Here is a 22,403-nt window from a genome sequence, read left to right on the forward strand (position 1 = left end):
TTTTCAGGTAGCCTTTTCCCAATACTACCCAAACAGGTAACAACTGAACAAATTCCGTCAGCTACCATGGCTGATCATGCTATCCAGCCCAAATAATGTCTTGCTTGTAGGGAAGAAATTTTCAGGTAGCCTCTATCAGGTTGGCCTTTGAACCGGCTGCCATACCACTTTGGCAACAAGTTTGCTCCTTATTTGCCGCCATGCTCTCCATCAATGTCGGGAGTTCGGTACAATCCGCCTGTGCTCAGCTCAATAATCAAACGTATATCATTTTATTTCCACATCAACACATCAGCGCCATATGAAATCCTTCCCTTTTAGCCAAAGTGTCTGTTTCCTTGCTCTATCCGCATTATCCGTCCCTTCTGTTTTGGCCACACCTTTTCCGCAAGAGGTGATTGACCGCTCCGTACAGCAGCAAACCCAACAGAATATTTTGCAGCAACAACAGCAACAACAATTGCAGCAGCAACAGCAGCCAACGCAAGATGTCTTTTTAGATTCCACACAACATAATCAGGCGCAACCAGATGCCCAGCCGGCTAGCGATGAGCTGTGTTTCCCAATTCAGCAAGTTTCCTTGGTGGGCGAATCCGCCGAGAAGTTTCAATTTGCTTTGGATGCGGCTTTGCGGCAAAGCAATTTCCAACCGGGAGATTGTTTGGGTGCACAAGCTATCAACCGGATTATGACCTTGGCACAGAACGCCGTAATCGGCAGGGGGTACACCACCACACGTATTTTGGCCGCACCGCAAGATTTAAAATCGGGTAGGCTGGAACTCACGGTAATTGCCGGGAAAATTAGCAGCATACGGGTTGAATTGGCTAATCAAGAAACCACCCATGCCGAAAGGATTAGTGCGTTTCAGAATGAGTTCCCCACCGCGGCAGGCGATATCCTCAACCTGCGCAATTTGGAGCAAGGGCTGGAAAACCTCAAACGGATACCCAGCGCCGAGGCGGATATCCGGATTGAACCGGGCGCACAGCCAAACGAAAGCGATGTGGTTATCGTATGGCGGCAGCGCCTGTTGCCGTTTCGGCTGAGTATCGGAGCGGATGATTCGGGCAGCAAGGCCACGGGGAAATATCAGGGCAATATTACGTTGTCGTTGGATAACCCGCTTGGCCTGAGCGATTTGTTTTATGTTTCCTATGGCCGCGATCTGGGGCATAAGAATACCCTGACCGATTATAGCGGCATACGCACCGGCAGCGGCACCAGCAGCTATGCCCTGCATTATTCCTTTCCCTTCGGCAAGTGGCTCTGGGCAGTGAACCACAATGGCTATCGCTACCATCAGGCAGTAGCCGGCCTATCGGAAAACTATGATTACAACGGTAGAAGCCATAATACCGACATCGGTTTCACCCGGCTGCTTTACCGTGATGCCCGCCGTAAAACCCATTTTGGCATGAAAGTATGGTGGCGAGAATCACAGAGTTTCGTGAACGATGCCGAAATCGACGTTCAGCGTCGCCGTACTGCAGGCTGGTCTGCCAGCCTCACTCATAGAGAATACTTCGGTAGCGCCATCTTAAACCTGGCCATTAACTACAAGCGCGGCACCGGCATGCAGGATGCGCTGCGGGCTCCGGAAGAGAAATTCGGCGAGGGCACTTCCCGCATGAAAATCATCAGCGCCACCGCCGATTTCAACCAGCCCTTCCAAATCGGCCGGCAAGCCTTTGCCTATGATACCTCCATTCACGCCCAGTGGAATAAAAGCCCGCTCACCCCGCAAGACAAACTGGCCATCGGCGGCCGCTACACCGTGCGCGGTTTCGATGGCGAGCTTTCCCTATCCGCCGAGCGCGGCTGGTATTGGCAAAACACCCTGGCTTGGCAATACCGCAACGGCCATCAGGTGTATATCGGTGCCGATGTCGGCCATGTGTCCGGCCCCTCAGCCGAGTGGCTGCTCGGGCAAACGTTGGCCGGTGGCGTATTGGGCTTGAAAGGCCAATTCAACCTGGGCGGCAATCTGTATTACGATATCTTTGCCGGTCGCTCGCTGCATAAACCCACCCACTTCCCGGCCGACAAGCCCGTTTTCGGCTTCAACCTGAATTACTCGTTCTAGCCGCTATGCAATTTGAAGGAATCGACATCATCAGCCCCGCCCTGTTTCCCCATGAGCATTGGAACCGGGCGGAGGTATTGGGCGCCATCACTTGGCTGTGGCTGCACACCCCGCCCTACAGCGAAGCACCGCTGATGGAACTGGGCAGATACGTGCTGCCCGCGTTGGATAACGGCCAATTCGCCCTGTTTGCCGAACAAGGCAGTATATTGGGCTATTTCTCTTGGGCGATGCTCAGTCCGGAAACAGAAGCACAATACCTGCAATCCGACAGCGTATTGCACACCCCCGCCAATTGGCAAAGCGGCAGCCGGATATGGATTGTCGACTGGTTCGCCCCATACGGCGACAGTCTGAAGATGAAGACCCTCACTCAGCGCTATCTGTTCTCCAAACAGCCGAAAGCCTACGCCCTGTACCACCGGTCAGGGCCGGGCAAAGCAAGAATCGTACGGTTTGCCGGCAGGCGGGCAGATGAGGAGGCTACCTGAGAAATTGGCTTGAAGAATAAAAGAGATGAAATACCATCCATTTTGTTCTTTAAGCCAATTTTGATTGTCTGATTGGATAGTAAAAAAGCTAGGGCATTGAAAAAGAAAATTTTCTAAATACGTTTTTCAGTTAGGCGGTTTACTGCCAGGGAAAGCTGGGTAGTTCTGAACAATAACAATAGCCAAAATAGGGTATGTTGCGTTTCTTTTTCTAGTTGTATCTGGCCAAAAGAGTGTGAGGCCCAATTTCCCTTGTTCCCTTGAGTTTTATTTTAATTGTTTGTTTTAATAATTGGTCTCATATTGAGAAACATAAAAATATTAAAGCTTCTGAAGATTTTTTATTATCCAGAGAAAATAAATTTCATGATAATTTTCTCCTAAAAGTTTTCTTTTTTCTTGCAAATATTAAACCAAATTAATGATAGATTTTCTATTCTAAAACACGACATAAGCCATCATTATAGGAAAACCATTTTGTATAGATATATCCAAAGGAGAATTTATAAGATAAGGATGGGTTGTAGTTTATATATATTTTGCAACTAAGCTAAATAGATTTTGCCTCAATATATTTTCAGCTTCCGAAATATTCCTCCCCCAAATATCTGCCAATATTGCAATGGCAACATTGGCATTCCATGGGAATAAAGCTTGTTTTTTAAAATTCCCCAAAGGGCCATCAGTTTCAACTAATATTTTTTCTATTGGTATGAGTTGAACCAACTCATAACCCTTTTTACTACTTAACATCGCAGGTCCTACAGAAAAATAGCAGCCTATTTCAATCGCTTGTTTTAGCTGTTGTTTTGTGCCTGAAAACCAATGAAGGATTGGTAAATTACCATTTACTTGAATTAATTCATCTAGTACAGCATTTGCACTCATTCTAGAATGTATGCTTAATATTTTTCCTCCAGATTTTGCTGAGCTTCTTAAAATATGGCGAAAAACCTTTAATTGGGTTGCCCAATGTGTTTTAAACTTTTTTCCGCCATCCAGCCCAATTTCACCCACATAGCGAGTTTGATTTAATAATGCATCAAACAAATCCAACTCCTGCCAACGTTCGTGAGCCAGTTGCGGATGCAATCCCAAGGCGGTACGAATACGAGGACAATCTTTTGCTAATGAACTTGTTCCATACCACGCTTTTGGTGTGGTTGTAACAGATAAGACATAAATATTTTCATCTTTACATCGTTTTGCAACGTATTGTGGATTGGTATATAAATCCAAATGGCAATGCATATCCATCATAATATTTGGTTCTCTATTAAAAGTTGCTCCACTTCATCCAAACCAGTCATAAAAACATTTGCAAACTGATTTAGTTGTTGAATGGGTAGTGGACCACTTTGTAAAACCCATTGATTGATGTTGCGATAATCTTTTTGACGAATAGCACTCATTAAAGCAAATAAATCATCTCTTCTATCCTGATTTATTAAAATTTGCCGAATGTCATTAAATTCATATTGGGTATCATTGGTAATGCCTGCATAATGCAATGACGCTCTACGAATCAGGCATGGAACACAAACCCCGCATTGTTGATTTTTGCGTTTCCAATGGCTACACGAAACAGTATCAGGGATAATTTGCCGTAATAATAGTAAATTTTTGCATTCTGCTATCATTTGTCCTTTGGTTTTAAATTGATAAGGATTTCTTAAAGTGAAAGGAATATTGACCGCAGTGAAAAATTTTTGTATTTCTTGGATAAAATAAGGGTGAGTGGTACGGGTACTTAAAGCGCCTACTCTGCGTACTGTTAAAGGTGCATTGATTGAAATTACCCCATTTTCAGGCACTAAAATATCAATCTTTTTTTGCGCGACTTCCTGTAATGCATAAGCTGATACAATGGCAAATGCCAAAAAATTTAAACTTCTAGTTCGCATTGTGATTTCAGTGCTTTTTTCATTATTTAAATGTGGTTGTGCAATCGCATCAAATTGGGAAAATTGATTAATATAACCATTTTGGTTAAGTTGCTGAATAATGGCTTGCTGACGTGATTTATCACCTTTATAAGAATGACTAACTAAAACCGGTGAATGTCCCTGCTCCAATAAATCAATTACCCCAATTGCTGAATCCAACCCACCTGAAAATAAACAAACACAGTCTTTATTTCTTAAATCTACCAATTTAGTTCTGCCACTTAATTTATAGGGCTGTGGAGGTAATTGTCCGCCTGCCTGAAAATCAAATTGCCAAATATCACCACTTAAAAAGTGTAAAATCTGTTCTAAATGAACTTTGTTTGCTTGCCAAATATCTGGCTGGCACAATGGTAAAGTAATAGAAAAGGAACGACACCAGCCATTTGCAGTATCTTTTCGCAAAATAAAAGTATCTGCTGCTGTAACTGCCATAGCAATAGTTAGAAAATCCATTACTTGATTATTGAGTTCAACACCTAATCTTCTTACTCTATCCAAAACCATATTACCAATATGAGCAATTTGTAAACTTTTATTGCCCGTACCATAAAGACGAATAGGTAAAACACCATTAGGCAAATTTTTTAATTGCTCAATATCGTGGTGAAAAAATAATTGATTCATCAATAATTCTCCCATTCTTCCCAAATTTCCAAAATAGCTTGGTTTTGAATTTCTTGCATTTGTTCGGTTGTTAACTGACAAACATCATCCGTAAATTTAGGGGCAAGCGTAATATCCACCACCTCATGAACTAATTGTCTCAAATCATTTTCAACGTTTGAAATTTGAACAAGATCGTTACCTTTATTCCACGCCTTACCAGCATCGTGTACAATTTGCAGAAAAATACTTTCAGTTAAATAACAAATCATCATCTTAGCAATAACTTCAACTGAAATACTGTTTTCATCAAAAGTTGTCATTCCTTCCAATGCTTCTGATAAAGCAATATTCATTGCAGAACGAATTTTGTCTGAGTCACCGTGATGACCAGCCAAAAGTTCGGTAATTTGGTTGATGACTTGATCACAATGCTGACCATTTAAACTATGTAAATTAACCGAATATTGTTGCTGCTGGCTGCCTGAAAAAATACCAAATAAACCCGAACCTGCTTGGGTAATTTTCCCCAATTTTTGGACGGCTGTATGCTTACCACCACTGGCTTTTCGTGCATAATGACCAAGTGCTTTACATACATCATCACGTCCACCGCCTCGTACAGCCCTACCGATTGCTTGACGCACTCCCCTTAATCTCTGTGGATCTGGCGTTTGAGTCGTTGCTTGGCTGTCATCAACCCAAGCCGGTAACAAAGGTGAACGACCATTTGGTCCTACGCTAGATTGTGAAGTACCCATTGCTTACTCCTGATACCAAGTTTCGCTTTTTAATCTTGCATTAAACCACGGATAATTAAAACCTTTATTTTTCAATTCAATAATAAAACGATTTAAAATTTTTGCACCGCCTTCTGAAAACTTAGCTAACAAACAAGCCCCCATAAAACCATTTGGACTTTTAGCCCAGTTATCCACTTTTCTTAATTGTTCCACTAACGCGTCCATAACAGAGATTTGTTCATCCATTGTTAGTTGTTGAATGGTATCTTTGGTACCTTGTGAGCCTGTTCTTGATGTGGTTGTAAGTAAAATGTTTAAAGCATCTTGGGCTTTTTGAGAAAGTTGAGCGGTATAAGTATTTAGCGGTATGGTTTCTCTGGATAAATAGATCGCTGTGCGCAAATCAACATTGGATAATTTTGGCTCTAACTTTGCCCATTCTTTGATAAATGCTTGAGTAGGCTTATTTTCAGAGAGTTTTGATAAATTTTGCTCATTGTTATTTTCCAGCTCTTTTAATAATTCAGGTTTACCCTCTTCTTCATTAATACGCTGATAAAAATTTGTTACCACATCAGAATCCACACATCGCTCAAAAATCACCAATTTGGTAATAATCGCTTCCTCTAACGGTATTTGACGCTTGTTTGCGATTTGAACACGCATTTTAATGATATTTAAAATACGTTTTACAATTCTAGGATTACCGTGAATATTAGGTGAATTTGCTAATAAAGGAGCTATTCTGTTTGCGCGTTCAAAATCTGACAATAGAGCTTGATTATGTTGCTCTTCAATAGTTTTGGCCACTTCTTCTGGACTTAAAGATTGACTTTTCCAAGATTGTTGCAAATGAGTTTCTAAAAATTGGCGTAAGCTTGCTAATTTTTCGGTTGGTATTTTTTGATGAATGGCGTACAGCATATATAAATATGCACGAATTTCAAGCACACCTGCTTTGGGTACACGAATAGGAATCTGAATGAGCTTGTCCAAATAATCAATTTGATGACGATACGACAAATCTTTGTAATGTTCGGCAACTGAATGGCGAATCATCTCCTCGTCAGCCGCGATAATGAATGCCGTCCGATTTAAAAACAAAAATAAACGAATCGCCTCCAATGTCTGAATAGCATTAGCAGGCAGACAACGGTCAAGATTATCAATCACAATAACCAGCTTTTTACCTAAATCCTGCAATATTTCGCCATATTCTTTTCTAAACTCATCGATTTGTTGTGGTGGTGTTTGTTTCTCTTTTGGCTTGATAAGATTTTTCCCTGAATCAACAAGATTTTTCCCTACTTCTACAATTTGCTTACTTTCTGTTTCATTTTGAACACCATCCAATGATTCTTTTGCTGTTTCAAATGTTTTGGAAATTAAGCCAAAAGTTGGCACTCCTGCAGCCAACGCAGCTCCTTCGGCCATTAAACCAAGCAAACGCAAACCATTAATTCTTGCAAATAAGTTTTTGGATTTTTGCAAGATGGTTTCTTCATCTTTGGCGGCCTGAATCAAATGGCTTGCAATAGTTTCCAAAAGCGCCGCTCTGGCATCATCAAATCCCTGATAGAGCCAAGCATCAAATTTAATTATAATCCACTCATCAGGTTTGATTTGTTGCTCAATTAAATTTAATAGAGAGGACTTGCCTGCCCCCCAGTTGCCAAAAACACCTATCGAAACGGGAAGCATAGCTTCAGTTTCTAATATTTCAGTAACAATTTGCGACACTTCGCCAAAATTGAGATAGTCTTCTTTAGATTCAGTATCTGACCACATTAAATTGCTCGCATTTATAAAATATAAGTATTTATATTATAAAACACTTTTTATCAAATATTTAAAATTTTTTTATGATGATAAAGTATTTGTGTAGTTTAGAATAAAACTCTGTTTGTTATGATTCACACCCAAATTCTGAGCTTGTTAAAGTGTCTAGCAAATTTGGGTTTGCTAGGTGACAAATGATTTGGGGCTAACGTAGATTAGCAGTTATGTTAGTCTACAAAAATGCAGATAACCAATTGTAAATTAAGCAAGAGAGTTCAAAAGAAACTACTTGAATTTTTTGTACTCGAAGTTACCGCCCGTTCCGCTGCCGATATTTTAGACATTCAGCCTAACTCCGCCATTCTGTTCTACCGCAAAATCCGTATGGTCATCAGCCATCATTTGGCCTTGGCTGCCGATGAGGTTTTCGAGGGCTCCGTCGAGTTGGACGAAAGCTATTTCGGCGGACGGCGTAAAGGCAGACGTGGTCGCAGTGCGGCAGGAAAAGTGGTTGTCTTTGGCATCCTGAAACGCAACGGACGGGTCTATACCGTTGTGGTGGATAATGCCAAGTCTGAAACGTTACTCCCTGTCATTAAAAAGAAAATCATGCCGGACAGTATTGTTTATACCGATAGTCTGGGCAGCTACGACAAGTTGGATGTGAGCGGTTTTATCCATTATACGACGGCGGCCAAACCAACAGCCGTATCCGTGAAACCACTGCCCGCGAATTGCAACAGCACGAATTGCTTACCGCCACCGAGCGCCAAGTTCGGCAGACGGTGCGCCAAGCCTACCTCGATGCCTACGGCCACCAATACCGCATCCTCGCCCAGCAGCGCCTGTTGGAAAGCAACCGCGCCAAACTGGAATCCACCCGTTTGGGGCGGCAAGTGGGCGTGCGCAGCCTATTGGAAGAACTGCAGGCACAACAGGCTGCCGCCGATGCCGAACAGCAACTGGCACAGACACGCTACGGCTATGTCTTGGCCTATATGCGGCTGCTGAAAGAGCCCAGCATTTTGGGTGAAGTCACTCGGCAACAGCAGCTGCGCCGCGAATTGTTCGCTGCCGGCAACCGGGGCACAAACCGCACAAGCGCCCTAGCCAATCCGGCGGTCTCGATCGTACCAAATCCTCCCCGTATCAATAGCGAGGCGGCGCAATCTGCCATCACCGCGCCATCCACGGGTGGATATTTGCGACGAGCATGCGGCAGCGGATTTATACGGGCTGGGTCAGGGCGTGTATCCGGTGGACGAATGCCCGTGGCCGGCACATCCAAATACCTTTAGTTACACCGAGGCGGTGTATCGGGACGAAATCGGCAGCCTGAACCCTACGGTGGAAAAAGTACAAACCGAGATCGCTGCGGAAGCGGATGGGTTGTTGAAACGGGCCGCCGCCATCGAGCCGATAATAACGGGCGACTTACAACGGATGGCTGCCGCCGTGCAAGCGCGTATGGCCGGGTTGGATTACCGTTTCAAAGGCCGCGAATCCCTAATTCGCAAGATTGAAAGCAAAACATGGCGACGTGATGTAACACCGGCCCGTGCCGCCGCTAATATTACGGATGTGTTGAGATATACGGTGTTGCTGGACGGGGAGAGTTTTGTCAGCCAGTATTGGCAGCTGCAGGAGAAACTGGCAGCCAGCGGTTACCAAACCAACAAGGTGTCGAATACTTGGCGTAAAAATGCGGTGTATAAAGGCATCAATACGACCATCATCAAAAATGGACAGGTATTCGAGCTGCAATTCCATACCGAGCAGAGCTTCAATTTGAAAAATAACGAGTTGCACAAACTCTACGAAGAGGCGCGGGAAATCTCCACCAGTACGGAAAGACGTGCCGAATTGCAGCGTCAGATGGTAGAATTAAGCAGGCAAATCCCGACCCCGCCCGGCATCAGTACGATTCAAACGAAAGCAGGGATACGATGAAACATCAATATTGGAAAGTAGACGGCAACCCGGACATCATTATTCGTGGTGATGAGGATGAAGACGGCAATATTTACGAATGCGCCTTCTTCAATCGGCATACCCGGCAGTGGGACTACAGCGAATCCGGTTATTGGTGGGACGAGTGCTATATACAAGCCAATCTTGACGTACACAATCTGAGTGAGCAGGAAGCCTTAGCCCTGGTAGGTACAGTTTAAAATCTCCTAGTTCCGGTTATTCCGACATCTTCTTTTGGCGCCCTTTGGGGCGCTTTTCTTTTGCCAAAAATACCCCTGTTTTGTCATGCGCAAACCGCCTAATCTGCCATTATTGTCAGAGGGAGTTTCAATGAAACCGCGAATTTACCGCTTACAGCAGTTTGGCGTAACGGTTGCCGCGTTTAACCTTGATGTAGCGGTAGTCGCTCGACCTTTGTGCCACCGCATATTCGTCCCCATGCGCCACCTGATACCAAAACGGTGCGCCAATAATTTGCACGCGCCCGTTGTCGAGCATAGCGCACTGGTTATGCAGGATGCTCATGTGCGCTTTCAGTATCGGGCTGCCGTCCAGAGCCGCCTGAATCCGTCCGACCACTTTGTGCAGCGCGTCGCCGTAATATTCGTGGTTGCCCATCACGTAAAACACTCAGTCAAAGCCGTTGTCGGCAATCACGCTTTGCCCGCCTCGTTGCAGGCTGCCTGAAACTGCCGCATGGCGGCCAAGCCGTTGCCGAAATCGCCGGCGTTCCAGGCCAAGAGCCAATTGCCGAACGGTACCGAATAATGCGCACCGTAGCTGCGGGTACCGCTGTCGGTTTTTTGTCCGTTCCTATCGGTCAAATCATTTTTATGCCCCAAGTCGCGGCTGTAAGAGACATAGGCCAAAAGGAACGCGCTCAAGTGCGCGTGGTGGGATCTAGGAAAAGTGGAGCTATGATATGTCCTAGAGATTGCTTTTTTTGTTTAAAGCGCATACTTATATTTATATATAATATATAAGTACCTATTATAAGAATATATATATCATATATAGTATATATACATCGGTGATCTTGGAAATTTTGGCTGACTTTCCCCATCGGGTTTGACACGATGGCCGTCGGGTTGGCGAGACGGGATTCGGTAAGAAGCCCGTCGGCATACTCTGAGCTCGGTTTCAACCGAGCGAGGGCGAAGCTGGTTTTCTTCCATCGGGTTTAACACGATGGCCGTCGGGTTGTCGAGACGGGATTCGGTGAGAAGCCCGTCGGCATACTCTGAGCTCGGTCTCAACCGAGCGAGGGCGAAGCTGATTTTCTTCCATCGGGTTCGGCTCAATGGTCGTCGGGTTGGTAGGTGGGCTAATGGTGAAAAGGGAAATAGTCGAGTACGCCGACATGGAGATGTATGCGAGTTGGCGGATGGAACGTTATGTTTGCCGAAGCAGGAAGTCTGTCCTGCACTGTACTAATGACCAATGGGGATTAGCCAAACCTACCCCAGAACAGATTCGCGAGATGTATCTGTCCACCCGATAACAAAAAGGCCGCCCAAATCAGGGCGGCTTATTTTATTGGTTAGAGGTTTGGTTAATATTGGTTCAGGCAAAACGCGTCTTACGCAAATACAACGGAATCGATTGCAAATTCTTCCCGCCGTTCTTGAAAGAATGCGAATTTCGGTTTAACTTCGGCACACTATCCCAGCAGCTTAAAATCCTGCGGGATTGGTGTGGAATTTAGGGCTAATCTAGTACAGCCCCATTATTTATTCAGCAGTTCACTGGTGTCGAGGATGTTCCCGTCACGGCTGGCAGCAAGCTGGTTGCCATGTCAGCTGAATACTTGGAAGCTGATGATGTTGGCACTAATTTCAACAGCAGTCGTTTAATACTACAACAAAGATAAAAGGACATTTGGAATGAAAAACTATCCCCAATGTCCTTTTAGCCAAAAATTTACAAAGTAATACCGTTGTCCACTACCAATACTTGCCCGGTCGTACCATCGGATTCGTCAGAGGCAAAGAACAAAATTGCCTGTGCCTGCTGGATAGCAGGAGTATGTGGCAAGCCCATGTTCATGTGTTGGGCGCATTGCTCAGCGAACTCGTCAAAGGTGGCGAGTTTTTCCGGTGTGTTAAGCGGAGTGGGGGTAGGGCCTGGACAAACAGCATTGCAGCGTATGCCTTTGCCCGCAAACTGGATGGCAATATTTTTGGTCATACCAAGCAGTGCACTTTTTGCAGCTGAATAGGAAATGCCTGCTGAACCGAATACACCGCCGATAGAAGACACGTTTACAATCGACCCTTTTGTCATATGCTCCAATGCTGCCTTGGTTAGATAGAATACAGAGGTTTGATCGGTAAGGATGACCTCGTCCCACCATGCGGTGCTGCATTTGGTAATTGGCATATGTTTGTCGGCGATGCCTGCGTTGTTTACCAAAATATCGATGCGGCCAAAGTTTTTTACGGTTTCTTCAATTAGATGGCGGCAGTCAGCTTCAATAGTTACGTCGGCGGGAACAATGGCACATTTACCACCGGCAGCACGAATTTCAGCTTCCACATTTGCCAATTTCTCCTTGCTGCGGGCAGTCAAGATGACCGTAGCACCTTCGCGGGCAAATAGTTTGGCGGTTTCTTCGCCGATACCAGAACTAGAGCCAGTAACAATAGCAATTTTGTCTTTCAATCTCATGATATTTCCTTTTTCTATAAGTAATTTAAGGTGAAAATTATTGTTCTTTGACCGGAGTTAGATCGGTCATCCAAATCAGTACCAAGGTTATTGCGCCGATAGCAATCAGCAATATATAGGCACCGGTATAACCGCCAAACACAGTCAGCCCGAACGCTAAGATGGAGAAAGCACAACAGCGCACTACCGATTGCACGGGATGGACAATGCCTAAAGCCTTAATATATGCAGCACGTGGAAATTTAGTGGAGACGAAAGCAGTGCTGTAATTGGTAGCGCCGGGTAGTGCTAAGCCAATCATGGCCAACAAAAGCAGCAGGACGGTGGAGTTATTAGTAATATTCAAGCCGATGGCCACCATCCACCAAACGGTGTAAATCAGCAGAGCGTTTTTAATACCGACTTTGTTATTCAACCAGCCCCAGCCATATGCACCAAACGTACCAAACAGGGCAGACGCGCTCATATAGAAAATTGCTTTTTCCATTGGGAAACCAAGCTCTAACAGGCGCGGTACCATCTGGCTAACTACGCCAACCAACATAATGTAAATCATGCCGGTAGACACACCCATAAGCCAAATATCTTTCATTTTCATCAATTGGCCATTGGTTAGACTGCTGGCTTTTGGTGCAGGTTCGGCAGATACCGGAGCAGGCTCGTTATCGGGCAGCAGCCCCACATCTTCAGGTCTGTTGGCAATCAGCAAACCAACTACCAAGGCCAAAGCCACCATAATCACCGACATAATCCAAAAGCCGTGTGGTACGGTAAACATGGCAAACGATGCAGCCAACACCGGCACAAAAAACGCGCTGGAAAAAGTTTGACCGAAGGTAATAAATCCCAGAGCCAAGGCCTGTTTGCGTACAAACCAGTTTGCCACCAGCCCTGTACCGCCCACATAAGCCGCACCAGTACCAAAAAAGCTCACTCCTGCAAACAACAGCGCAAAGCTCAAGATGGAATTGGCGTAACCCAACAGGCCAAAACATATGGCACAGGCCAGGCAGGAAAGTACTATATTAAATTTCAATCCCTTTTTCTCAATTGCCCACGAAAAAATCGGTGCAGCGGGAATGGCTGCCCATGAGGCAGGGGTGACATAAAACAGCAGTTCTTTGTAATCCAGGTTATAAAGTTTGGACAATTCTGGTAGGCTTACGTTCAGGCCGTGTGTACAAGCACCAGCCATCACCCAAAACATACATGCCTGCATGAGGATGACTGTCCAGCCCTGTTTGCCGAAATTGAGGCTGGGTTTGGCTTCGGTATTCATGATGCAGCTTCCGTATAAATAGCAGTATTTGAAAAATACCAAGTGAAAACGGGGTGCCCATTATTGAGCTAACCCCGTTATTTTGCTCAATCAGAAGAGCGATAATCTCAGCAAGGTAAATAACTTACTTGATCTCGTCCTCTTCTTGGCCACCATTCAAGCGCGGACGAATTACTTTGCCTTTCTTCTCGGCAGCGATTACCAGAGCAGCTTCTTCTTTGGCCTGATCCCAGAAGCTGGCTTCGTGCGGAGAGTGTTCGGTGGCAGTTACGAACATTTCAGTGGCGAAAGAACCGCGCAGTTCTTTGGCGATGTCTTCTTTCCAAGGCTGACGCAAAATCTGGGTAGTGATGCGGCGGGTTACACGAGTACCAGTTTGCATAATCAGGTCGGCGATTTCCCAAGCGCGTTTGTAGGCAGCTTCGGTGTCGGTGCAGATCTCGTTGATCATGCCCAGTTTCAGTGCCTTGCGGGCAGTGATGATTTCACCAGTCAGCTCTGCATAGGCGAAGCGTTTGCGACCCATCAGTTCACGCCAAGCGATTTGTACGCCGTCACCGGGCACCATGTTGGTACGGAAGTGCATTTCAGTGGTCCAAGCATCTTCGGTAGCGAGGGTTATGTCGCTGAATAATACCAAGTCAGAGTGGAAGGTGGCGCCGGTCCATACGCCGATGGTGGGCACCTCAACATCGAAAATCTGGCCTTCAATGTCGTTGGTGCCGTCGTAGTATTGGTATTCGTACATACGCCAAGACACATCAGGATCGGAGGCAAACTCGATAGCGGGCTGCCATTCGCCTTTTTCATTGGTGCGGCCGATGCCTTTGAAGGTATCCGGGCCGATACCGCCCAAAATGATGACTTCGTTATCGGGATCGCGGCCGGCCCAGTTGAAGAAATAGTGTAGGCCTTGATGCAGCTCAGCACTCCATTGCACGGGGCCGCCGTTGGTATGCATACGGGCTTCCAAAATGCCGCGTTCGCGTTTCATTTGGATGCAGCCTTTCAGAATTTCGGAATACTCCTCAAAGGGCATATGAGGAATGGTTTTCAGCTCTTTGTGGGACAGTTCTTTGCGTTTGCCGGAATCGTTTTCGTAGTTGCCTTTAATAGCCATAATATTGCTCCTAAAACAGGGTGGGAAAAGAAACGGGTTTCAGCAAACCAACACACAAAATGGCGTTGCGCTGAAAGTGGCGGCAGATTAACGCTCACCCCTTGCGGCTGTGAAATTCTATTTCGGTTTTTTGTTATGCTATATAAGAATACTTTTTTATAAACAACATGTTAATTATTATTGTTAGATGAATACTGCCGATTTACGCAAATTTAAAGGCTACCTGAAACCAGATTCAGGTAGCCTTTTTCAGCTTGGGCCATACCTTCGGTCGATACTCAAAAGTGATTATGTTTCACACAGGACAGCGAGCTGAAAGCAGTACAGAGGAGGCTTAGACTGTAGGAAACAACGTGTTTTGGCTACAGAAGATTGAGTACTGTCATCCTGCTCATGCTGCCAATGCAGCATCGACTTGCTCCACGGCAAATTTGATTACCGCAAGCCAAACAAGCTTTGCCCGATCATCGGTTTCACTTTTTCAGGTAGCCTACAAACCTTTCTCTCTTAGTATCGCCAATGGGTTGGCACTTATCTAAAAAATACATAAGCAGGCGCATAAATAGCATTTCAGTTTCTTTAGACACTGGTGTTTAATGTCTCACAGCATCGTTGCAGAGTCATCTGCAATCTCCTTTAATTATAGCTGAAGAGGTACCGACCATGAGCGATAAAGTTATTCTCACCGTAGCCACTACTGGCGCAGTAACGCCCAAAGAATTGAATCCGAATGTGCCGATTACACCAAAAGAAATTGCCGAAGATGCATACAAATGCTGGAAGGCAGGCGCATCCGTGGTGCACTTACATATGCGCGACGACCAAGGTTTGGGTACGATGGACAAGCATAAATTCAAAGAAACCATCGACCGCATCCGCGACACCTGCGACATCGTTATCAATGTAACCACTGCCGGCGACCACCGCGCCACCTACGAACAGCGCATGGAACACTTGGCCTATGTGCAGCCTGAAATCGCCTCGTTTGATGCTGGCTCGTTCAACTGGCTTCCCGGCGGTGTATTTGAAAACAGCCCCGAATTTTTGTCTAAACTCGGCCAAACCATGCAGGAGTTGGGTATCAAAACCGAAATCGAGATTTTCGACAGCGGCATGATCCACGCCTGTGTGAAATACTTCCAAGCCAAAGGTTTCCTCGCTTCACCACTGCACTTCCAATTGGTGCTGGGTGTGCTGGGCGCGGCTTCCGCACGGGTGGAAGACTTGGTTTACCTGCGCAGCCTGCTGCCTAAAGACGCCACTTGGGGCGCATTCGGCATCGGCCGCGACCATTTGCCGGTTCTGCTGACCACCTTAGCCATGGGCGGCCATGTGCGTGTTGGTTTGGAAGACAATGTGTACTACTCCAAAGGCGTGCTCGCCACCAATCTCTCTCTCACCGAACGTGCCATCCGCATCATCAACGAAGCCGATAAAGCGGTGGCCATGCCAGATGAAGCCCGCGCCATTCTGGGCTTGAAAAAACGCTAATACCAAAGTTTCAGGTAGCCTCAAGCAGGCTACCTGAAAATAAAATTGAGGAGCAAAACATGAATACGCGGTTCAAACTTTCCCTGCTAGCGGCACTCTTACTGCCCTTGGGCGCCGCACACGCTCAAGAAGGCGTCAGCCCCATGCAGCCCGGCGCGACCACCGGCTCACACACCGGCGCGCTGCCGCCTCCCGGTCTGTATTTTGGCTACGATGTAGACTACGAATGGGGCAAGTTGCGTAACGGTAGTGGCGACAAAGCCGGCATCGACCTTGAAACCGGCAACACCAGCATGGTGGCCTCGCTAATTTGGTCAACACCATACAAAGTGCTAGGCGGGAATTACGCCATAGGCATCGCTCAGCCCTACAAATTCGGCGAAGTCACCATCAACGGTCAAACCGACCGCAGCAATGGCGCCATGAGCACCGTATTGATGCCGGCCATGCTGTCGTGGGATTTGGGCAGTGGCTTCCATCTGGGTGCCGGCACTGCGGTGGTACTGCGTAATGGCAAACACAGCTACACCTACAATGCAGCCGAAGGCCGCTATACCACTGATACCGATAATCTGGCCAACCGCTACTACACCCTGCAACCCAACCTCGCCCTTACCTACTTCACCGGCGACTGGGCGTTTACCATGAATAACACCGTGGACTTCAATGCACCGAATATACGAGATGGAACGCCGCGACGTAAACACCGGCCTGATCACTTTCTGCGCCGGCGGTGGGCAAGGCTTCTCCGCACTGTTTGAACGAGTGTAGAACAGACTACAATACAACATATTGCACAACAATGGGAAAGGGCTACCTGAAAACTGCCAGCAGCTTTTAATAACATGATGTTAAAGCAACTTATGCAAGACTAATCGCACTTTTCAGGTGGCCATACATTTGTCTCCTACCAAGTACATTTTTTTAAACTAGTAGAGTGGCAAACTATTATGGAGTTAAAGAATATCTAATAGAGTTAAGTCATTACCAAAATTAAGGAGCAGTTGTATGCATTGCAAATATCCTCATATGTTCAAGCCATTGACCATCAAAGGCGTTACTTTTAAGAACAGAGTTTTTGCTTCTCCGATCACCACCAACCGCGTCGTTTCCGATCAGGGATACCCAACACCGGAAGCGATTGACGTGTATGAAACTAAAGCCAGGGGCGGGTTTGCAGAGGTTACGATAACTGAGAGTTTTATTGACCACGAATACTCTTGGCGGCATGAGCACGGATTGAATTTGTGGGAAAGGGGACAAGCAGTTTACGCTTTCGCCCGTGCCGTTAAACGAGATCATTCATTTTATGCGGGAAACTTGGTGGTATTACTAAATGTGTTGCAGATAAAATTCCAGGCTACCTGATGTGCTCAGGCAGCCTGGATATAGAACCCTGCTATTGCTGACTTAGTACTGCAACAAGGTTGCTAAGACTGGATCGCACCCAAGATTTGCTGGCACATATTCCGACCCTGCTCATCTCGCTCCACAATCATGGTGAACAAACACCGTCCTTCGCTCATCTGTGCCCAATGCTAACCAATCAAGCATTTCTCTTTGCTATCGTCGTTGGTCTTATAGGTCTCGCCTTTGTATTCTAGTACTAAAATCCGCCCATCTTGCAGCTCGCAGATGAAATCAGGGAAAAAGCTGTTGCCGCGGATACCGGACAAGGGCAGCCAAAAACCACGTTTGCCTAAGTCGGAGTTACGTATCCAGTATTTGATTTCAGGTAGCGTATCAATAATCTGGGCACAGTCAAACTCTTCACCCTGTGCTGTTATAGTGAATTAAATTTAAACCAGTACAGCGTTGACTCGCCTTGCCGTACTATTTGTACTGTCTGCGGCTCGCCGCCTTGTCCTGATTTAAATTTAATCCACTATATGTTTTCAATTTCTGGGAAAAAGTGCTTGGCAAACCGATAGTGGCCTGAATAAAACGGCGGTTGCGGTTCGTAGTTTTCAGGCAAGAACTCATAGCAGAATTGCTCACTTGTAGAAACCAGTAGCGTTGTTTACAGTATTTCCAGGAGAAGGAAAGCGTCACCTCCCTGGCCCGCCGCTACCAAGTCAGCCGCGTCACCATCTACCGCGCACTGAAAGCCGCAAGGGGCAGGCTGCTCAAACCCCAAACCAGTACCAACAACCGTTTCAAACAGGCAAAGTACGGAATGAAACGCCTGGCCAAGGTAGAACGCAGCATTCAGGAAAAACTCAAAAAGCAGGCCAAACGCTACAATAAATCCTATCCCGGAGAGTTAGTGCATCTCGATACCAAACGGCTGCCGCTGCTTAAAGGGCAGAAAGCCACCGATAAGCGGGATTACTTGTTTGTCGCCATCGACGATTTCTCAAGGGAGCTGTACGCCGCCATCCTGCCGGACAAAACCGCAGACAGCGCCGCCAAGTTTCTGACCGAACACCTGATTGATCCCTGTCCCTACCTGATTGAGTGCGTTTACTCCGACAACGGTACGGAATACAAAGGCTCGGCCAACCATGCTTTCGGAGTAGCCTGTTACGAGAACGGGATTGGTCAAAAGTTTACCCGGGTTGCCCGTCCGCAGACCAACGGTAAAGCTGAGCGGGTTATCCGCACCCTGATGGAGATGTGGCATGAGAAACAGTCGTTTGACAGTCCGGAACATCGGCAAAAGGAGTTGTGTCGCTTTGTTAATTTCTATAACACTGTGAAGTCGCACCGCAGTTTGAACGGCGATACGCCGTTTGAGGTGTTGCAGGCTTCATTCCCAACCTGTAGTTAAACAACGCGGTTGGTTTCTACAGACCAAAGTTTATAGTAGCATTCTTGTGCCATAAGGTCGCCTATCAGCATTGTTTCTTGTAAAAGTATGAAAATTTGGCTATATTCTGTCAGATTGGTTCTGATTGTGGGGGTGCCTTAAGATTTATGGTGCGGCATTTTGCATTGTTTCGAATTTAATTTTTTGACTCTAAATAAATATATGGTTCCCCGTGGGCGTGCCAGATTTTGAATAAACCCTTACTGAGCAACAGTAAGGGTTTATTGCTTTTGGCTTTTTAAATCAATAACTCTCTCCGTTTCCCGCCCTTTGCTATTTGCCAGCCTTTGCAAGCTGCCCTATCTATTTGTTTTATTCCTAATTTCGGCTATGATTACATTAGATTTGCCTTACCGTCGGCGAATTTAAATTTATTATTCATCCAACAAAGCAACCCATGCCCGAAACCCTAACATACAGCTACGCCGCGCCGCCCACGCCAGAGGAATACCTGAAGCAGCAGGCCGCCCAAAAGCAGCCTGCGCCCTAAAAACCCCACTCCGGCCACGCAAGTCAGCAGCGTTTTCTGCCGCATACCCCTTCAGGCTACCTGAAAACCATAAAACCGCTTTCTGTCCAACCCAAACCGATAGCTTTCAGGTAGCCTCCACCACCCCGCCCAAACAAAATCTGCCATGAAACCACTCCTCCTCACCCTCGCCACCCTTCTGTTCGCTCCTACCCTGTACGCCGCGCCCAACCTTATCCTGGCCAAAGAATACAATGGCCAAAACATTGCCGGCTGGGCGATGAGCGAAAAGCTCGACGGCGTGCGCGCCTATTGGGACGGGCGCAGACTCATCAGCCGCCAAGGCCACCCCTTCTCCCCGCCCGCCGGTTTCACCCGCGATTTCCCGCCCTATCCGCTCGACGGCGAGCTCTACAGCCGGCGCGGCGCATTCGAGCAGATTTCCGCCGCCGTCCGCAGCGCCAACGGCGATTGGAGTGGCATCAAACTGCACGTTTTCGACGTGCCCCAAGCCCCGGGCAACCTGTATCGGCGCCTCGCCCTCGTGCAGCGCCACCTTGCCGCCCACCCGCAGGCCAAAATCGCCGTTATCCCGCAAACCCCCGTGCGCGATGCCGCCCATGCCCAACAATTCCTGCGCCAAATCGAAGCCCAAGGCGGCGAAGGCGTGATGCTGCGCAACCCCAATATTCCCTACCAAGGCGGCCGCAGCGACAACCTGCTCAAACTCAAAAGCGCGCACGACGCGGAATGTACCGTTACCGCCCACCACGAAGGCAAAGGCCGCAACGCCGGCCTGCTCGGCGCCGTGTCCTGCCGCAACGAAACCGGCGAATTCCGCATCGGCTCCGGTTTCAAAGATGCCGACCGCCGCAACCCGCCGCCAATCGGCAGCCGCATCACCTACAAATACCGCGGCTTCACCGTCAAAGGCACGCCCCGCTTCGCCACCTACCTGCGCCGTGCCAACTGAACCCGGCAGGCTACCTGAAAGCCGGTAAACAGCCACGCCAAACGGCGGCACAACACCACCCTGCCCTGCCATATCCTCACTTCGCGGCTGCCCCGTTTTCAGGTAGCCTTCCGCCTATCCACCCCGCATTTGCTATACAATAGCGCCCAATTTGAATTTCCCGCCAACCATCCCATGCTAACCTACGTTCCGCCCGAGCAACGCCCCGCACCGCCCACTTACGAGCGGCCCTGGCTCTTGCTGCTGCTGGCTTTTGTCTGGCTGTGGCCGGGTGTGTTCGCGCACGATTTGTGGCAAGACGAACCCTTGGTGTATGCAGTCATCCGTCAGGCCGCGGAGAGCGGGCAGTGGTGGCTGCCGCAGGATGGCGGGGCGCTGTTTTGGGATGTGCCGCCGCTGTATATGTGGCTTTCCCTGCTGTTTTTGAAACTGTTCGGCCATTTGCCGCCGTATGAGGCGGTGCGCATGGTGAACGCCTTACTCGCGGCGGTGTCGCTCGCGGCCATGGGCGGCGCGGGGCAGATGCTTTTGGGGCGGCGCAACGGGCGCACGGCGGTGCTGGTGCTGATCGGCTGCCCGGGTCTGCTGATGATGAGCCACTTCATCGGCGGGCAAATCGTTACCCTGTGTGGCTTAAGCCTGAGTTTCTACGCGCTGGCGATGGCGCGGCAGAAAACGGTGAAGGCGATTGTGCTCACGCTTTTGGGTTGGACGGTATTGTCGCTTTCAGGTAGCCTGTTGCCGCTGTTGGGCGTGATGCTCACTACGGCGCTGTTGCCGCTGGATTCGCATTGGCACAACAAGCGTTTTTGGCTAACGCTTTTGGCAGCGGCAGGGCTGACGCTGCCTTTGCTGTTTGTGTGGCCGCTGGTGCTCAACGGCTTATCGCACGAGGCCTTCCTGCAATGGTGGCGGTATCACGTGCTTGCGCCGTTCGGCGGCTTTGCCCGCTTGGATTTTGGTTTTTCCACCGCGTATTATCTGAAAAACCTGCTGTGGTTTGCCTTCCCGGCCTGGCCGCTGGCCTTGTGGACACTCTACCGCCAACGCCGCCTGCCGCGCCACGGCTGGAACAGCCTGTGCCTGATTTGGCTGGCGGTGTTCGGCCTGATGCTGGCCGCTTCGCCGCAGCACGCGGAAGACAATTTAATGCTGCTGTTGCCGCCTTTGGTATTGGCGGCAGCGGCGCAGGCCGACCAGCTGCGGCGCGGCGCGGCGGCGTTTTTCAACTGGTTCGGCATCATGACTTTCGGCTCGCTGGCGCTGTTTGTGTGGCTCGGCTTTTTCGCCATGAACTTCGGCTGGCCGACCAAGCTGGCCGAGCGCGCGGCTTATTTCAGCCCGTATTATCAACGGGATATCGATTATTTCCCGGTTATCGTGGCCGTGCTGTTCACGCCGGTGTGGCTCTTGGCGATTACGCGCAAATACGTGCGCGGCCGGCAGGCGGTAACCAACTGGGCGGCCGGGCTCACGCTGTGCTGGTCGCTCATCCTCACCCTGTTCCTGCCCTGGCTGGACGCGGCCAAAAGCTACCGCCCCGTAGTGCAGCGGCTGGAAGCCGAGCTGCCGGCCGATGCCTGCGTTTCCGCGCAGCACCCCGTGGTGCGCCACGCCTGGCAGGAATACGGCCGCCACCCCCTAGGCGAAAACTGCCGCTTCGTCGCCACCCTGCGCCACGAATCCGTGCCCGATGCCGCCGAACTCGCCAGCGCCAACCGCCAGCGCGAAAAGCACGAGGCATTTGTGTTGTGGCAGCGGGAAGAATAATTTAAAGGCTACCTGAAAATTCAAACGGGCACAGCCATCATAACTATCGCCTTCTCATCGGCCTTGCGCTATGATTCGATATCCTGCCCGGCCGTAGCCAGATATATGCCTCCCCGCGCCCCAATCCGGTAGATTAGGGGGCAGCCAAATAGCTGACAGGCTACCTGAAATCCCTCAAACCCATTTCCCACAACGTCATAAAG

19 protein-coding genes and 3 pseudogenes are annotated in these 22,403 nt (G+C 48.1%); 13 read left to right on the forward strand and 9 right to left on the reverse strand.

Annotated features, from left to right (window positions below):
- Positions 1 to 301 precede the first annotated feature (301 nt).
- Positions 302 to 2,086 carry a ShlB/FhaC/HecB family hemolysin secretion/activation protein gene (locus tag ELB75_RS11795; protein ID WP_126984059.1) on the forward strand — a complete coding sequence of 595 codons (1,785 nt, stop codon included), beginning with the start codon at positions 302 to 304 and terminating at the stop codon, positions 2,084 to 2,086.
- A gap of 5 nt (positions 2,087 to 2,091) precedes the next feature.
- Positions 2,092 to 2,577 (forward strand): toxin-activating lysine-acyltransferase, encoded by a 486-nt coding sequence (locus ELB75_RS11800; protein WP_126984060.1) that lies wholly within the window; start codon positions 2,092 to 2,094, stop codon positions 2,575 to 2,577.
- A 528-nt stretch (positions 2,578 to 3,105) separates the two neighbouring features.
- On the opposite strand, the gene qatD is transcribed toward ELB75_RS11800, so the two are convergent.
- The 4 genes from qatD to ELB75_RS11820 are packed head-to-tail and all read right to left on the reverse strand — an operon-like array spanning position 3,106 to position 7,660.
- Positions 3,106 to 3,837, reverse strand: a complete 732-nt coding sequence (gene qatD, locus ELB75_RS11805; RefSeq protein ID WP_126984061.1) for a Qat anti-phage system TatD family nuclease QatD — start codon at positions 3,835 to 3,837, stop codon at positions 3,106 to 3,108.
- The gene (gene qatC, locus ELB75_RS11810) at positions 3,834 to 5,165 is read right to left on the reverse strand and encodes a Qat anti-phage system QueC-like protein QatC (protein ID WP_241236087.1); all 1,332 of its coding nucleotides are present in this window, start codon (positions 5,163 to 5,165) and stop codon (positions 3,834 to 3,836) included. The genes qatD and qatC overlap by 4 nt, the downstream gene beginning before the upstream one ends.
- On the reverse strand, positions 5,150 to 5,890 hold the full coding sequence (locus ELB75_RS11815; RefSeq protein ID WP_126984062.1) for a hypothetical protein: 741 nt from the start codon (positions 5,888 to 5,890) through the stop codon (positions 5,150 to 5,152). Before ELB75_RS11815 ends, qatC begins: the two co-directional genes overlap by 16 nt.
- A gap of 3 nt (positions 5,891 to 5,893) precedes the next feature.
- A complete protein-coding gene (locus ELB75_RS11820) occupies positions 5,894 to 7,660 on the reverse strand; it encodes a KAP family P-loop NTPase fold protein (RefSeq protein WP_126984063.1) in 1,767 nt (588 codons plus the stop codon).
- Between the two features lie 231 nt (positions 7,661 to 7,891).
- Between ELB75_RS11820 and ELB75_RS11825 the strand changes: the two are divergent.
- From ELB75_RS11825 to ELB75_RS11840, 4 genes and pseudogenes are all read left to right on the forward strand, one after another.
- Positions 7,892 to 8,332, forward strand: a pseudogene (locus tag ELB75_RS11825) (IS1595 family transposase); the annotation flags it as partial.
- Between the two features lie 53 nt (positions 8,333 to 8,385).
- Positions 8,386 to 8,949 carry a TolC family protein gene (locus ELB75_RS12745; protein WP_241236088.1) on the forward strand — a complete coding sequence of 188 codons (564 nt, stop codon included), beginning with the start codon at positions 8,386 to 8,388 and terminating at the stop codon, positions 8,947 to 8,949.
- The gene (locus ELB75_RS11835; RefSeq protein ID WP_241236089.1) at positions 8,900 to 9,601 is read left to right on the forward strand and encodes a hypothetical protein; all 702 of its coding nucleotides are present in this window, start codon (positions 8,900 to 8,902) and stop codon (positions 9,599 to 9,601) included. Before ELB75_RS12745 ends, ELB75_RS11835 begins: the two co-directional genes overlap by 50 nt.
- Positions 9,598 to 9,822, forward strand: a complete 225-nt coding sequence (locus ELB75_RS11840) for a hypothetical protein (protein ID WP_126984065.1) — start codon at positions 9,598 to 9,600, stop codon at positions 9,820 to 9,822. Before ELB75_RS11835 ends, ELB75_RS11840 begins: the two co-directional genes overlap by 4 nt.
- 151 nt (positions 9,823 to 9,973) lie before the next feature.
- Here ELB75_RS11840 and ELB75_RS11845 read toward each other — a convergent pair whose 3' ends face one another.
- Positions 9,974 to 10,240 (reverse strand): metallophosphoesterase family protein, encoded by a 267-nt coding sequence (locus ELB75_RS11845; protein WP_241236090.1) that lies wholly within the window; start codon positions 10,238 to 10,240, stop codon positions 9,974 to 9,976.
- Between the two features lie 35 nt (positions 10,241 to 10,275).
- Positions 10,276 to 10,506: a ShlB/FhaC/HecB family hemolysin secretion/activation protein gene (locus tag ELB75_RS12575; RefSeq protein ID WP_164726903.1), complete on the reverse strand. Its 231-nt coding sequence runs from the start codon at positions 10,504 to 10,506 to the stop codon at positions 10,276 to 10,278.
- 680 nt (positions 10,507 to 11,186) lie between these two features.
- Here ELB75_RS12575 and ELB75_RS11855 point away from each other — a divergent pair.
- Positions 11,187 to 11,327 (forward strand): annotated as a pseudogene (locus ELB75_RS11855) (IS1595 family transposase); the annotation flags it as partial.
- A 215-nt stretch (positions 11,328 to 11,542) separates the two neighbouring features.
- Here ELB75_RS11855 and ELB75_RS11860 read toward each other — a convergent pair.
- From ELB75_RS11860 to ELB75_RS11870, 3 genes are all read right to left on the reverse strand, one after another.
- Entirely contained in the window at positions 11,543 to 12,289 is a 747-nt protein-coding gene (locus tag ELB75_RS11860; protein WP_206501459.1) for an SDR family NAD(P)-dependent oxidoreductase, read from the reverse strand.
- A gap of 37 nt (positions 12,290 to 12,326) precedes the next feature.
- Positions 12,327 to 13,568, reverse strand: coding sequence for an MFS transporter (locus tag ELB75_RS11865; protein ID WP_126984068.1), 1,242 nt, complete (start codon positions 13,566 to 13,568; stop codon positions 12,327 to 12,329).
- Positions 13,569 to 13,692: 124 nt separating this feature from the next.
- Positions 13,693 to 14,688 (reverse strand): enoyl-CoA hydratase/isomerase family protein, encoded by a 996-nt coding sequence (locus ELB75_RS11870; protein ID WP_126984069.1) that lies wholly within the window; start codon positions 14,686 to 14,688, stop codon positions 13,693 to 13,695.
- A gap of 663 nt (positions 14,689 to 15,351) precedes the next feature.
- On the opposite strand from ELB75_RS11870, the gene ELB75_RS11875 reads away from it, so the two are divergent.
- The 6 genes and pseudogenes from ELB75_RS11875 (at position 15,352) to ELB75_RS11900 (ending at position 22,200) form a co-directional block, all read left to right on the forward strand.
- Complete coding sequence (locus ELB75_RS11875) at positions 15,352 to 16,179, forward strand: beta-keto acid cleavage family enzyme (RefSeq protein ID WP_126984070.1); 828 nt, start codon at positions 15,352 to 15,354, stop codon at positions 16,177 to 16,179.
- 59 nt (positions 16,180 to 16,238) lie between these two features.
- Positions 16,239 to 16,940, forward strand: coding sequence for a transporter (locus ELB75_RS12750; RefSeq protein WP_206501460.1), 702 nt, complete (start codon positions 16,239 to 16,241; stop codon positions 16,938 to 16,940).
- Between the two features lie 247 nt (positions 16,941 to 17,187).
- Complete coding sequence (locus ELB75_RS11885) at positions 17,188 to 17,547, forward strand: oxidoreductase (protein WP_126984072.1); 360 nt, start codon at positions 17,188 to 17,190, stop codon at positions 17,545 to 17,547.
- Positions 17,548 to 18,199: 652 nt separating this feature from the next.
- Positions 18,200 to 19,032 (forward strand): annotated as a pseudogene (locus ELB75_RS11890) (integrase core domain-containing protein); the annotation flags it as partial.
- A 591-nt stretch (positions 19,033 to 19,623) separates the two neighbouring features.
- Positions 19,624 to 20,430, forward strand: a complete 807-nt coding sequence (locus ELB75_RS11895) for a DNA ligase (RefSeq protein WP_126984074.1) — start codon at positions 19,624 to 19,626, stop codon at positions 20,428 to 20,430.
- Positions 20,431 to 20,604: 174 nt separating this feature from the next.
- Positions 20,605 to 22,200, forward strand: a complete 1,596-nt coding sequence (locus ELB75_RS11900) for an ArnT family glycosyltransferase (protein WP_126984075.1) — start codon at positions 20,605 to 20,607, stop codon at positions 22,198 to 22,200.
- Positions 22,201 to 22,403 lie beyond the last annotated feature (203 nt).

This window comes from Eikenella corrodens (assembly GCF_003990355.1).
Taxonomy (GTDB): Bacteria; Pseudomonadota; Gammaproteobacteria; order Burkholderiales; family Neisseriaceae; genus Eikenella; species Eikenella corrodens_B.